This is a genomic window from Lactococcus sp. bn62 (assembly GCF_029492705.2).
In the GTDB taxonomy this organism is placed as follows: Bacteria; Bacillota; Bacilli; order Lactobacillales; family Streptococcaceae; genus Lactococcus; species Lactococcus petauri.
The window spans coordinates 387,629-401,438 of record NZ_CP120417.1 but is presented as its reverse complement, the minus strand read 5'-3'; the positions used below and the strand labels follow the sequence as shown (position 1 = coordinate 401,438).

Sequence of the window (13,810 nt, the reverse complement as noted above, 5' to 3'; positions counted from 1 at the left end):
ATATTATGGAAGGCTTTACCTTGCTATACTACTGTAATAATTGTATAATGAGAAAAGCAATTAATATTATATACATCTAAGCGAAAGGATTATCATGAAAAAAATTCTTGTTGTTGACGACGAAAAACCAATTTCAGATATTGTAAAATTTAATCTCGTCAAAGAAGGGTATGAAGTAGTCACTGCTTTTGATGGTGAAGAAGCTCTTGAACTCTTTGAATCAGAAAAACCCGATCTTATCTATCTTGATTTGATGCTTCCAAAAATTGATGGCCTTGAAGTTACACGTCAAATCCGTAAAACTTCTGAAGTCCCTATTTTGATGGTTTCTGCTAAAGATACAGAGTTTGATAAAGTTATCGGCCTTGAACTTGGTGCAGATGATTACATCACAAAACCATTTTCAAACCGTGAACTACTTGCTCGTATTAAATCAAACCTACGCCGCATGACAAACGTTCCTGTTGAACAACCAAAAGATTCTAAAAAAGAATTGGTAATTGGTAACTTACGTATCAACCCAACACATTATGCCGCATATAAAAATGAAACACAGCTTGACTTGACACACCGCGAATTTGAATTACTCTATTATCTTGCACAACATCTCGGTGAAGTTATCACACGTGAAACTTTGCTTGAAACTGTTTGGGGCTACGATTACTTCGGTGATGTTCGTACTGTTGACGTAACTGTTCGTCGCCTTCGCGAAAAAGTTGAAGATACTCCAAGCCGTCCTCAATACGTATCTACACGTCGTGGCGTTGGATACTATATGAGCGAACCTCATGAATAAATTTTTTAATTCAATAGTACTTAAAGGAGTAGTGATTCATCTACTTCTTTTTGGCATTTTTGAGATAGTAAATAGTCCATACTTCCTCACACACACTACTGCACTCTTACAGTTTTTCATCTTTTATCTGGTCACCTTAAGTCTTCTTATTTGGTATCTCAGTCGCTTGGCGCAAACGGCAAATAAAATATCTCATCAAGTGGATAATTTTTTGCATGATAACTATGAAAATCGCCAAATTTCTAAAGAAAATAATGAGCTCTCAGTAGCTTACAATAAATTGTTATTACTTGGACATGAAATCGAAGATCGGCAAGAACATTTAGAGAATCAGCGCAACCAACTGGAGAGTATTTTAACCTACCTTGCCGATGGTGTCATCACTACAGATAGGCATGGTAAGATTAATCTTGCTAATCACGCAGCACTGACTCTTCTTGATCAGTCAAACGAGTTAATCATTGGTAAAGATTTGATTGATATTCTAAATATCTCCGACAAATATTCTTTTCATGATTTACTACAAAAAGAGCCCGAACTCACACTCAATGCCATCAATTGTGAAGGTGCAGCTGTTATCCTCCGTGTAAACTTCATGCTCTTCCGTAGCGAATTAGGGTACATTTCTGGGATTATTGCTGTTCTTCACGATACAACGGAACAAGAAAAAACAGAAAGAGATCGCCGACTTTTTGTGTCCAATGTCTCGCATGAGTTGCGCACCCCTTTGACTTCTGTCAAAGCTTACTTAGAAGCGCTCAATGATGGGGCCCTAGCTGATCCCGAGGTTGCTAGTCACTTCGTGGATGTTTCCCTTAACGAAACAGACCGAATGATTCGGATGATTGGGGAGCTTTTAGAACTCTCTCGTATGGACCAAGATAAAGTTAAACTTCATACTGAAATTATCAACTATGTCGATTTTATCAACTATATCCTGGATCGTTTTGATCAAATTATCGAAAAAAATTACAATAACTTTAAAATTATTCGTCAAATATCTCAACAAGAGATTTGGCTTGAAATCGATACCGATAAGCTTTCGCAGGTTATTGACAATATCATCAATAATGCCTTTAAGTATTCTCCAAAAGGCGGAACAATTACCGTAAGCGTCTGGTGTGAAAGCAACAAAGCATTTACTTCTATTGCCGACCAAGGTATGGGAATCCCAAAACCTGCTTTAGCCAAAGTTTTTGACCGTTTTTATCGTGTCGATAATGCTTCAAGAAATAGCCAAATCGGTGGTACAGGCTTAGGCTTATCTATTGCCTATGATATTATGAAACTCCACAAAGGTGATATAGTAGTCACTTCTGATGGTAAAACTGGTTCAACTTTCACCCTGTCTTTCCCTTACAGTGATGAAATTAATCAAGAAAATAACGACTGGGAGGATTTTGCTGAATGAGCACTGAATCAGCATTTAAATATTCAATTTTAGCATCAGGAAGTACTGGAAATTCTTTTTATTTGGAAACACCTGAAAAGAAAATTCTGGTAGATGCTGGATTATCTGGAAAAAAAATCGAGAGTTTATTAGGAGAGATTGACCGAGACATCAAAGATGTCGATACACTCCTGATTACTCATGAGCACAGCGACCATATCAAAGGAATTGGTGTTCTTGCCCGAAAACACGGCATTCAGCTTTACGCCAATGAATTAACCTGGCAAGAACTGGAAAGTAAAAACTCACTAGGAAAAATTGCGAGTGAGCAAAAACATATCTTTGAAATGGGCAAAACCAAAACTTTTGGCGATATCGATGTCGAAAGTTTTGGTGTGAGTCATGATGCTATCGCGCCCCAATTTTATCGTTTTATGAAAGATAATAAATCCTTCGTATTACTTACAGATACAGGTTATGTAAGTGACCGTATGCGGGGTACAATCGAAAATGCCGACGGCTATCTTATGGAAAGTAATCACGATATTGAGATCCTCCGCATGGGGGGCTACCCTTGGAAAACAAAACAACGTATTCTCAGCGACCAAGGCCATTTATCTAACGAAGATGGTGCCGAAGCTGCTTTTAATGTTTTAGGAAATAAAACAAAACGCATCTTCCTCGGTCACCTTAGCCTGAATAACAATATTCAAGAGCTTGCACATATGACCATGGACGGTTTTCTAGCGCAACATGATGTTGATACCAAACGTGACGTTCATATTATTGATACTAGCCATGAGCATGCAAGTAAACTCTATGATATTTAGACAGTATTTATAGCAATAAAAAAAGACACGAATTCGTGTCTTTTTATTGTTACATCATGCCACCCATTTAATACCACTGTTACACCAGTATACGTATTATGCAAAAAAAGCGACAATACTGCACTTTTACGTAATATATCAAAAATATAATTTACGTACAATTTCGTAACTTTACGCACTTTTTGCCCATTTTTTGCCCACCAAAAAAATCCCCACCGAAGCAGGGACTTACCTGTTAAGAACAGAGTTATATTATAGCATGTTTTATAATTTAACAAAAAACCGTTTTTGAACAATTAAACTCTGAATTTCATATCCTTTATTGACAAAATGGCTGTTTTGTTAATTAAGGGTTTCAAATCTACTCTAATTTACTCTAATCTGCTTTAAACCGCATAATATCAATTTTTGTTGACACTAACAAAATGGTTAAACTAGTCGAATTCAACCCCTTTGGATTTAATTTGGAAAATAAAAGAATGCCTTTATCACACCATTTGTTGAGATTAACAAGTGAATTTGTAGCAATTCGGAAAATAAAAAAACTACCGCTACAGGTAGTTCCGGCAATACACTTATTGCCCCCAGAGAGTCATTAGCTCTCAATGGTTCTTGCTGGACTCGAACCAGCGACCGAACGGTTATGAGCCGTTAGCTCTGACCAACTGAGCTAAAGAACCTTGACGACCGCATACTGGTACGCATGCTAAGCATAGGCGAAACGCGGTCTATATCATAAAAACAGCCAAGGCCTAAACCAAGGTTGATAAATCATTTAAGATTTTCCCCAAAGGGCTGCGCACAGACACCTTATCGACTAATATTATTATATCATATTTATATTTATGAAAAAAAGCTCCCACAATCTCGTAAGGGAACGATGTCAGACGTGTGTAATCTGGTAAAAGGTTTGTGTCCGACATTTTTATTATAACAAAAAATCCCCAACCAAGGTTGAGGACAGTGAGTAAATTTTATGAAAAAAATATAAATAATATTTTATCATTACTTCTGAATATACGCAAATAAAAAGCCACGCTGGCAAGGCGAAGCTAGTGTGTATAGAAATAAAAAGGTTTTAGATCATTTTATTTTGCCTTTTTAAATATATCATAAATCACTTATAAAGTGGGGTATTAACAAAAACAAAAAAAGCCGGTCAATGGACCGTGCAATTTTTTTATATTAATAATTAAGTGTTTGACCTGCATAAATCAAGTTAGGGTTTTGAATTCCGTTACTTGAAACAAGGTGCTGCACAGTTGTGCCTAAACGTTGTGCAATAACTGAGAGATTATCTCCGTATTGTACAGTATAAGTTCCGCCTGTTGCCGCATTTGAGCCACCTGAGTAGGTGATTGCTTGTCCTGCATAAATAAGGTTAGGATTACTCAAAGCATTCTGACGTGCCAATTCTTGCCAGCTTGTACCCCAACTATAAGCAATACTGCTCAACGTGTCGCCATATTGTACAATGTGAGTTTTATTGCTTGGACTTGGTGTTGGGGTAGGTTCTGGAGTTGGATTTGGTGTAGGTAGAGGATCTGGTACTTTTCCATCATATCCATTATCCGTGATACCTGTAAGGTCAATATTACCGTCTAATCCCCCTGCAACATAAGTTGAGGTAAATTGGAAAATACCAATATCATCCATACTTGGGAAAAAATTCCAGTTTGGTGTTGGAGTTACTTCATAGTTTGGATATTCCGCAATCCAAAGTGATCCAGGAAACTCTTTAATAATGCGTTTGTAGTCCACATTTGCAATTGTGTAAGGCTTGTAGCTGTAATACATTGGTGTGTATCCTGCTTCTTTCACACGTCGCATTCCGTAAAGAATAGCATCTGTGTTCGCTTGCTTACTTCCACTCGCCCCACTCTCGTAATCAAGAGCGACAATAGAGCCTTTAGGTGTAGCAATTTGTGGCAAGTATCGATCAAGAACCCCTTTTGAAAGTTCAATGGAGCCACCCACTTGATACCAAATATAAGTGTGCGCACGTTTCCCTTGTGCCAGAGTATTTTGAACTTGACTGTTATAAGTCAACTGGTCCACGTAATACCCGCCATAGGTTCCTCCAATTTGAGCGATTGAGAACTTGTCATTGGCATAACCAAAGTTTCCTTGATAGCCGTTATATTTTGACCAGTCGACACCTTGGTCGCCTACTGCCGCAAATGCTTGGCTTGTTGCTCCAAAACTTGTCAGAGATAGAACGACAATTGTAGCAGCTTTAATAATTTTTTTCATTTGTTGTCCTCCGATTTTTCCATTACTCGTTGACTGTCTTTAATTCCCGCAGTCGTGGGATCAACCACAACACCAATAATTGCCAACAAACCAAATGCCGCATTGATAATTGCTGCCAGTTGTTGGTTCAAAACTACAAAATCCCATTTATAACCAAATGGGGCTCCAATAGTTTGTGCGAGTAAAAGAAAAGCCGGCACAGCTGCCAGCCAAAACGTTTTACTTTTAATTCGTACTTCCCAATTAATTTTATTCACAGGTTATCCTCCGATTCCTTTTGTTAAAAAATAACTTACCACTCCAAGACCTAAGGCAATCATGTACCCCCACGCCCATTTGTTATTTGATTTAATTTCTTTAATTGCCTCTTCATTATGTAAAGCCATTGAGTAAGCTTTATCCGCTTTTTCTCTCAACAATTCATAATTGTCAAGTTTCGTTTCAATTCTGGCCAAGCGTTCAAGGACCTCTTGCCATGCTTTTTCTTCCAAATTTTTTCCTTTCTAATCTACTAGAAAACTAGTATCAAACCCTACTATCTGATAGCCATTCCCCATATCTCCTATAGGTGTCAGAGTGAGAGCCCCACTAGTGGAAAGACTCATACGCACCGTAGTATCAGAACCAATTATCCCTCCAAGCCATTCATGTTGTTGACTAATAGAAACTGGAATTTTTCCAAACTGAACGCCTGTTCCTGAAGTAGTAGTGACTGTAATTATACGTCCTCTCAAGTAAAGGCAACCATTTAAAATACGATATTGAGCTGGGAAGGTTCCTGACTTAAAACCATTCATCACTTCTATATCTTTCCATCCTGTGTCCCTTGTCAAAGTTTCAAAATTATCATTAATTGTCTCTGCACCATTTTGCATGCCCCGATAGATTTTCTTAAGTTTTGCCATTTTTTCTCCTATTTTTATTATTGGGTTAGTGTTGTTTTAAAAACAGCACTTTCTGACTTGTCGCTTTCAACATTGCCATTAATTTGATTAACCTGAACATTGTATGTTGTGCCCGCCTTTAGATTTTCCAAATCAAATGACAGAAGTTTACTTCCACCTACAGGCACACCATCTAAATAAACCCGATACTTCATTTCGTCCCAAACATACTTACTTGGGTCCGTACTAGAAACCAGGTTAGTATCAACGTAAGTTCCTACGTACTTTGGCCAGTCAGCAGTTATTACTTCGCTTTCTGAGGGCATGTATGGAGTGGCGGTTGAACCTGGTTCAATTTTTAAGCATGAATAAAATGCGTTCTGCTTCATATTATTCGTAAAAATAAATGCTCGGACGCTTGCAGTATTATCATTAATGCTTATAGAACACCAGCTTAGACCACTAGCATTATAACTAACATTATTCCCAAAAATTGATGCTAAAACATTCCCACTTTGGTCAAGAGTTTCTAAAAAAATTTTTGCTGACCCTTGGACTAAAGCACTTGCATGGTCAGCATTGTTAATCATCACAGATGCGCATAATGCTTCGCCAAGACTTTTGTCGTATTTAATATTAGCAACTTGCATATTCCAAACGGTGGCTTGAACTACCTTAGTACTTGTTCCTGTCAACAAATTCAAATTAGGATAAACCGTCGTGAAACCGTCCGTGCCGTCTGCACTGTTGGCATAGGCGGTATGTAAATAATTTTTATCTGCCATAAATCACCCGTTTTCCCATGATACTTTCGCACTATTTCCAGATATATCTGACACCACCAGATAAGCTGGTGCTTTGACTTTTTCAACATATCCATTTGTGACATTTGCCCCATCAATAGTGAAACTCAATACTTCTGCTCCGTGGATTAATAAGATGTTCTTTTCATGTATAAAAAATTCTCCATCCATTGCCCATGACTGAGGCATTTCAACGTTCACTTTCTTTCGCAGATAACTCAAGGATGTCGCAATATTATAAATTCGCTCTCCACCAAAAGAAGGACCTGTATCAAGTCCTCCTTCTTCGGTGCCGATTGAATTTTTATAATAGGTAACTTTTACATCGGGTTGATATTCTGAATCATGCTCAATAACAACATTAAAGCCACTTGGTACCTTACGATAAACAATCTTTTTGAGGTCCAAAACCTCAGAAAGTAATTTACCGCCTGGATCGATAGATTCCAAAATATCTTTTACCGAATCAAACCAATCCTCAAAATCTCCTTTTCCTGCATTGAGGTAGTCTTTCATGTCATTGAGAAGGTCTTCTGCAGTTTGCCAATAAGACCCCATCTCTCCAGGTGTTTTGGATACAGCATGAATGACAAAATAAGTAAAATCTTGAGTGGTCGCAATCTCTTCCTCACCTTTGTAAAAAGCAATATTTGCCCGTTGTCTGTGAAGGGATTGCATAGTATATTCATCAAAAGTATATTGCACAATTCCTTTCTTGTAATCAATAATTTTACAAGCACGTTCCACAACATGTTCTCCACCTAGAAATGCTTGAAAAGTTGCCGTACAGTCTGTGAGATCTAAAGGTAAACCATTTTGCACAATTTGTGCTTCCATCACTTCACTATTGACATTCCCTTGACGGACATTGATGATCCCTACATAGTTATCAGGCTCCGTTGTGGAAAGTGTGACATTCCATTTTTTCAATTGTTTCTCCTTTCCTTATGTGTTCTTTCTCCAAATACAGAACCAGTTATAAAGCCCCCATGAACTACTTGAACCACCATCAAACCACCTCACAGGAGAATTAAGAAAGTTCTGGTCAAGTGTAGGAACTCTTCCATTTTTCCCATCTTCATAGACAATTCCTGTATGGCCTGTAGAGATTCCGCTATCCGTTCCGACATAAAAAATATCCCCCGCTTTGCAATCTTCTGCTTTCTGAGGGATAATTTTAGTCCAACCTGGAGGCGGTGCGAATGTACCGATTGTCGCAGCCGAAATTCCATCACCGATATTAATTTCATAATTCCAGCGTGGATTTCCAGAAGTTGGAGAGCCATCTGGATTAGTAGATTGAGAATTCCACGGTGTCATACCGTATTTATTTGCGGTTAGTGTAGCCATCCATGCCGTTGTCAATCCTACGCACTGTCCATTTTGAACATAACGTTCTTTATAGGTGTTGTAGAATTTATCCAACTGCTCTTTCAAATTTCCGCTTGGAGTTGGTGGTTTCAAACCGTGAAGTTTGTTATACCATTTAATCGCAAGCTGAACACGTTCTGGATGAGTCGCTGCAGGACGTTCAAAGTTCGCTTCAAAAGCTGTTGTGGCTGTGGAAATATTAGTTAATCCTTTAAACTGAGCAACAGAATAAGGATAGCTGCTTGTTTTAATATATTGCCCATTAAACATACACCACTCTAAGAGCTGTGATTGTGTTTTAGCAATTTTGTAGTCTCCAGAAATTCCTGCGGCACGCATCAAGTTTTGGACATATTCACGTCCGTTCCATGTAGCAGGTGGAACCAGAGGATAGGCTGAGCCGTCCCACTGTACCAAACCATAAGCAGGACCGCCAACTTGGTCTGTATCTGGCATAACTCCAGATTCTTGCTCCATATTCCCAAGAATACCTGCGGCAGCTTGTTCAGTATAGCCTTTCGATTTCAAGAACTGCCAAACAATCCAAGCATTCTTTTCTTGATCTGTAACAATTTCTGGTGGAAATTCTCCTTCTCCACCTCCAGAACCACCACCTGCGACTACCTCTTCGCCATTAAGCAATAATCTCCCACTAACACTAACATCTCCAAAAAACTCTAGCTTTGGCTTGCTCCCAGTGCTATCGGCTGGAATTCGTAGGACATTTGAAAAGGTGCCATCTGAATTTTTTGATGAAATTGCAAATTTATAACCAGGGTTTTGGACTAAACCAATCCCATTAAGTTCTCCCGTTTCATTATTAAGTGATGGTGTGAAGGCGACCATTTCTTCTTCATTTCCATTACCTAAATTCCTAATGAATCTGACCTTACCGTTATACATTTCTACAATAAACTTATCATCTACTGAACGGATTTTAATACCTTCTAATGTTCCCCCTTTAATAAAGTCTGCAATAAAAACACCATCCAGAGTCCAAGCAGTTTTAAAAGGACCTTTCCATCCTGTGGAACTAAAGCCAATGCCGCTTTTGTTTATTCGCAAAACCTTTTTAGAATCTTCCAAGGTTTCTCCATCCACAAAGAATAAGTCTGTCGGTCTATTTTTGGGCCACCAGATAACATTACCGCCATCATTTCCACTGATTATTTTAGTCACATAATCAATAAAAGAACTATTGTAATTTTTTGTAGGAACCTTTTTCATCACTTCAGAAAATTGATTTTGTTGTTCCTCAAAAAATGTAAACTTGGGATCTCCGGCCTCAATAGACTCTACTTGTTCAAGAAGACCATCATAAACAACTTTATTGACTGTTAATTCTAGATTGATGTTATAACGCTCATGATAAACCGTAAATGTATCAAAAACTCCCAGTTGTCTAAAATTTTTAAACTTTGCATGATTTTCTAGTTTTCGGATATTTACCTCAGCGCTAACTTTAGGCTTATCTACACCAGGATTCATTGAGGTAAAATATTTTGAAGCTACTGTATTTAAGCTTTTTACATCTGATACCCCCTGTTCTTCAGTAAATTGGATGTGTCTTGCATAAACTTCACCATCATAGTTCCCTATAAACTTAGAATCAACTTTTGCACCATAAACACGTTCTGTTTCGCCTTCTTCATTCTGTAAATCTGCATAAGGGAAAATTCGAGTAATGAGTCCATTCCAGTTAAACTCAAGTTTTAAACCCTCTAAATTTTTTCGATATCGAATTGTTGTAACGTTATCTTTTCCGCGTCTCTTAAGTAAAGAAATACGATGGGGTTCATGTTTAATCTCCCCACCGTATCTTTGATTAAGAGAGCCATCAATACCTTTGACACACTCAAGAGGATTTGCAACTTCAAAACTGGTTGAAGAAACGGTAGTGATATCACTAAACATTTCAATATCGCTTTCCAAATCCATTCCATCGTGAAGTAAAGCCATAGCTTCGATTCCAGATTTACTGTCAATAACTACATTTTTTACGGTACGATTACCTAACTTCATTGTGCGAGATTTTGCAGTCACATATAAAAGTCCGGTAGCCATATCTTTATAATGCGTGTAAATATAAAAAACGTGATAGCTATCTAAATCATTTGGTTTACATTTGATTTGATAGTTCACGTCTTCTAAATATTCCGCATATTTTGTTGTAATTGGAAATGTAAGTTCTACAATATAAGAACCGTTTGCTTCTTCTGTTACTTTCAAAGATCGACAATCTGAAAGGGTACAAAGTCCACCATCATTTTCAAAATCCGTTGCCTTAGGCTCATATAAAACTGGTTTCATATTTTCGTTTGCCACCTCGGTTCTATTTCTATTTTAGTTATGTTCCCACTCCAAGATATTTGGTTTCCACCAACATCTAGATAAGGAAACTCTTGGTTGCCAATAAACTTATTATGGAGATTAATCGCTGAGCCATTAATTTCCTTATACACTTCCATAACGTCTTGATTTGAATCTATAATAATTTCATCTTCAACATCTTTAAACTTAGTTTCTCTATTATTAATAAATAAAGAGAATGAACCTTTTCCAAATATTTTTATTCTTGGTTCACTCCCATATCTCTCTGGATTAAAGATTTGCTGAGGATGCAATAGCTCTATCGGTCTTTCGCCACCTATTCGGTATTTAAATGGCGCCATACTAACATCAAAGCTAAAGGGTACACCTCTCAAACTTGAAGCCTCACCGGAAAATGTCGGACTGTTAATCACAACTACTTTATAAATATACTTTGGATCATAATAGGGAATAAAATCGACATACTTCCCTCGCGTATCTAATGCACTTGTAATCAAATCTTCAATCCATTGTACTTCTCCTAAACTTGGAGATACATAGAAACAATCAAGAGTTTGCTCCTCATTGGTATAATAGCCCTTATCAGAAAGAACAAATTTATTTACTCCACTTACTTCGTCTAGAGTAAACATACGCTGAGCTTTCTTTTTTTCTGGTCGCTTAGAAAGGAACATTTGGAATTCTTCACTCCAATGATCCCCAATTTTAAACCATCCATCTAGCATCTATCCAAGTCCTTTCTGTCTATTTAGTTCTCCTAGCTTATACATCATATATTCCGCCATTTGATCCATTGTTTCTTTAGGCATTGCACCGTATGTTGTTAAATGAAGGTGTATTTCATCTTTCGTAGATCCTAATTGATTTGCAACTGCTTTTTCAACATAGCTCATCAAGTCACTTAAGGGAGCCACTGCTTCCTTTCCAGCCTCACCACCTACCATTAAAGAATTACCATTTTGTCCAAAAACAGTTGGTTTAGTCAAAATACCACCTTTGGCAAACCAATCTACATCAATCTTAGGTAGCTGTCCTTTAAGTGGATTAAAAGACCCACTAATATTAAAGTGAGGCATCGGAATATGTGGTATTTCGATATTAGGAAATTTAAGTTTTAAAAACTTAAACAAGTCCTTAATTGCATTCACTTTATCATCAAATGACCCAAACATAAATGAAGTCACTGTCTTAACCATATTTTCTAAAATACGGAAGGCTGCATCTGCTGGACCACTAAATTGAGACCAAAAATCTTTCCACCAGTTTTTAAGATCATTCCATTTCTTACTAAACCAGTCAGTTATATTCCCCCAATTAGTAATTATTGTAATTATTCCTGCAATAGCGGCAGCAACCGCTGCAATAACTCCAATAACGACACCAAGAGTGGTTCCTAAAACTCCAACTATTGCAACTATTGCAGCAATGACTGGCATTAAGAGAGAGGCTACAGCTAAAACGCCTCCAAATGATTCTATGAATGTCTGAACGGGAGCCGGTAGTTCGCTAAATGCTGTCATTAGATTTGAAATAAAATCTAAAATCGGTAATAAAGCATTTAAGATATCGGTACCGATAGGAAGTAACGCTGTTTGAATTTCATTTAATGCTGACTGCCACTCTTGAGCTTGAGTTTTTTGGCTGGCTTCATCCAACTTTCCGTTAACATTATCAAACTCTGAACCAATATTAAAAAGCGAGGTACCCGCTTTAATTCCTAAATCTTCAAATTGTGAAGATAAAGCCGATAATGCCGCCTGTTGCTCACTAGGCGACATTTTATTCAAATCATTTTGAATAGATTGTGCTACATCCGCAACAGTTGCTTTGCCTGATTGCCATTGTCTAAATGTTTCTTGAGTTGCAGAGCTAAATGTTTCCATATTTGCTTCAAAAGAACCATCCCCCAATCGAATTTGAAGTTCTTTTACTGCATCGGCTACCTTATCGGTATTCATTGCCCCGTTTTTTAGTCCATTTTGCATAATGGAAAGCATATCTTGGGCACTAAAACCAGCTTGTTGGAATAATGGCGCATACTCATTTAGAGTATCCATAAAGTCTCCAGAGGAATTCAAACCATTTTTATATCCATCTGCTACCAAGTCAAAAGCTTGCTTAGAATTAAGTCCAAATGCTCTCATCAGTTGCTGGGTGCCACGTACATTCTCTTGAACATCTGTTCCTGTACGCTCACTAAGAGTCATAACTTGAGATGTCAGATTAGCAAGGCTTGTATTGTCTAAATCTCCAAAAGCTTGTTTCATTATTGCCGTAGCATCAGTAGCTTCATCAATAGAATCTGTAACTCCAGATTTAAAAACATCTTGAGCTACACCTTTTAAATTTTCAAGAGCTTGTCCGCTTAGATTGGTATTAGCATAAAGCTTTCCATAACTTTCATCAGTTTCTAGTGCAAAATCTTTTGCAGCTTCACCAATTTCTGTTATTTTGTCTCCAATTTCAGATAATTGATCTGCAGCCTCCAGAAGGACACCTGCTTTTACGCTGTTTCCAACTTCATCTACTGAAGTACCCAGTTCATCAAATTTACTTCCTAAACCTTTTGCTGAACCACCTGCACTTTCGTTACCAGATTCTATAGTTTTTAACGTTTGTTTATAGTGATCTAACCGCCCTTCTGTTGCTACGATTTCACGTTGAAAGGCTCGATATTGTTCTTCTCCAATATCTCCATTACTAAATTGACGTTCTACATCAGCTTGTGCACCTTTCAAACCTTCAAGTTTTTTAGATGTGATCTCCACTTGTTTAGAAAGAAGTTGTTGTTTCTGGGCTACCAACTCAACATTACTGGGATTAAGTTTTAAAAGACGCTCAACATCTCTAAGTTCTCCATTAACTGAATTTGATTGCTTTGCAATATCTTTTAGGCCATTTGTTACTCCTGTAGTATCTGCTCCAATGGCAACCGTTATCCCTTGAATTTTTTTAGCCATTAAACCTCCTTTCTAGAACGAATCAAAATCTGTTTGAGTGGCTTTACGTTTATTTTCTTTTTCTGGATTGTTAAAATCTACCCATTCTTGAATAAAATCTAAACAATCTCCAACATCCATAATTTCCATATCCTCACTGGATAAACCTACTTGTTTGCAAATTAAAAGGAACGACTCCACTGTGAATATCTC

12 protein-coding genes and 1 tRNA gene are annotated in these 13,810 nt (G+C 37.5%); 3 read left to right on the top strand and 10 right to left on the bottom strand.

Annotation, left to right across the window (positions count from 1 at the left end; all coding sequences use genetic code 11):
• The first annotated feature begins 94 nt into the window (after positions 1-94).
• Genes yycF through P3G65_RS02320 form a run of 3 tightly spaced genes read left to right on the top strand, consistent with a single transcriptional unit; the run spans position 95 to position 3,016 of the window.
• Positions 95-796 carry a response regulator YycF gene (gene yycF / locus P3G65_RS02330; protein WP_003133894.1) on the top strand — a complete coding sequence of 234 codons (702 nt, stop codon included), beginning with the start codon at positions 95-97 and terminating at the stop codon, positions 794-796.
• Entirely contained in the window at positions 789-2,207 is a 1,419-nt protein-coding gene (locus P3G65_RS02325; protein WP_019291351.1) for an ATP-binding protein, read from the top strand. Before yycF ends, P3G65_RS02325 begins: the two co-directional genes overlap by 8 nt.
• Entirely contained in the window at positions 2,204-3,016 is an 813-nt protein-coding gene (locus P3G65_RS02320; RefSeq protein ID WP_019291352.1) for an MBL fold metallo-hydrolase, read from the top strand. Before P3G65_RS02325 ends, P3G65_RS02320 begins: the two co-directional genes overlap by 4 nt.
• Positions 3,017-3,622: 606 nt before the next feature.
• Here the strand turns inward: P3G65_RS02320 and P3G65_RS02315 are convergent.
• From P3G65_RS02315 to P3G65_RS02270, 10 genes are all read right to left on the bottom strand, one after another.
• Positions 3,623-3,696: transfer RNA gene (locus P3G65_RS02315), tRNA-Ile, on the bottom strand.
• A gap of 505 nt (positions 3,697-4,201) precedes the next feature.
• Complete coding sequence (locus P3G65_RS02310) at positions 4,202-5,269, bottom strand: LysM peptidoglycan-binding domain-containing protein (RefSeq protein ID WP_284071316.1); 1,068 nt, start codon at positions 5,267-5,269, stop codon at positions 4,202-4,204.
• Positions 5,266-5,526 (bottom strand): phage holin, encoded by a 261-nt coding sequence (locus tag P3G65_RS02305; RefSeq protein WP_019292913.1) that lies wholly within the window; start codon positions 5,524-5,526, stop codon positions 5,266-5,268. Before P3G65_RS02305 ends, P3G65_RS02310 begins: the two co-directional genes overlap by 4 nt.
• Positions 5,527-5,529: 3 nt before the next feature.
• Positions 5,530-5,760 carry a hemolysin XhlA family protein gene (locus tag P3G65_RS02300; RefSeq protein ID WP_061413900.1) on the bottom strand — a complete coding sequence of 77 codons (231 nt, stop codon included), beginning with the start codon at positions 5,758-5,760 and terminating at the stop codon, positions 5,530-5,532.
• Positions 5,761-5,772: 12 nt separating this feature from the next.
• Positions 5,773-6,174 carry a hypothetical protein gene (locus tag P3G65_RS02295; RefSeq protein WP_284071315.1) on the bottom strand — a complete coding sequence of 134 codons (402 nt, stop codon included), beginning with the start codon at positions 6,172-6,174 and terminating at the stop codon, positions 5,773-5,775.
• Between the two features lie 17 nt (positions 6,175-6,191).
• A complete protein-coding gene (locus P3G65_RS02290) occupies positions 6,192-6,938 on the bottom strand; it encodes a fibronectin type III domain-containing protein (RefSeq protein ID WP_284071314.1) in 747 nt (248 codons plus the stop codon).
• A 3-nt stretch (positions 6,939-6,941) separates the two neighbouring features.
• Complete coding sequence (locus tag P3G65_RS02285) at positions 6,942-7,886, bottom strand: BppU family phage baseplate upper protein (protein WP_284071313.1); 945 nt, start codon at positions 7,884-7,886, stop codon at positions 6,942-6,944.
• A gap of 15 nt (positions 7,887-7,901) precedes the next feature.
• On the bottom strand, positions 7,902-10,637 hold the full coding sequence (locus P3G65_RS02280) for a phage tail spike protein (protein ID WP_306723671.1): 2,736 nt from the start codon (positions 10,635-10,637) through the stop codon (positions 7,902-7,904).
• Complete coding sequence (locus P3G65_RS02275; protein WP_284071311.1) at positions 10,634-11,383, bottom strand: phage tail protein; 750 nt, start codon at positions 11,381-11,383, stop codon at positions 10,634-10,636. Before P3G65_RS02275 ends, P3G65_RS02280 begins: the two co-directional genes overlap by 4 nt.
• A complete protein-coding gene (locus tag P3G65_RS02270; protein WP_284071310.1) occupies positions 11,384-13,618 on the bottom strand; it encodes a phage tail tape measure protein in 2,235 nt (744 codons plus the stop codon).
• Positions 13,619-13,810: the final 192 nt, after the last annotated feature.

Excerpts from the sequence above, each read along its gene's own strand:
- yycF (WP_003133894.1), top strand. The coding sequence starts at position 95 with ATGAAAAAAATTCTTGTTGTTGACGACGAAAAACCAATTTCAGATATT.
- P3G65_RS02325 (WP_019291351.1), top strand. The coding sequence starts at position 789 with ATGAATAAATTTTTTAATTCAATAGTACTTAAAGGAGTAGTGATTCAT.
- P3G65_RS02320 (WP_019291352.1), top strand. The coding sequence starts at position 2,204 with ATGAGCACTGAATCAGCATTTAAATATTCAATTTTAGCATCAGGAAGT.
- P3G65_RS02310 (WP_284071316.1), bottom strand. The coding sequence starts at position 5,269 with ATGAAAAAAATTATTAAAGCTGCTACAATTGTCGTTCTATCTCTGACA.
- P3G65_RS02295 (WP_284071315.1), bottom strand. The coding sequence starts at position 6,174 with ATGGCAAAACTTAAGAAAATCTATCGGGGCATGCAAAATGGTGCAGAG.
- P3G65_RS02290 (WP_284071314.1), bottom strand. The coding sequence starts at position 6,938 with ATGGCAGATAAAAATTATTTACATACCGCCTATGCCAACAGTGCAGAC.
- P3G65_RS02280 (WP_306723671.1), bottom strand. The coding sequence starts at position 10,637 with ATGAAACCAGTTTTATATGAGCCTAAGGCAACGGATTTTGAAAATGAT.
- P3G65_RS02275 (WP_284071311.1), bottom strand. The coding sequence starts at position 11,383 with ATGCTAGATGGATGGTTTAAAATTGGGGATCATTGGAGTGAAGAATTC.
- P3G65_RS02270 (WP_284071310.1), bottom strand. The coding sequence starts at position 13,618 with ATGGCTAAAAAAATTCAAGGGATAACGGTTGCCATTGGAGCAGATACT.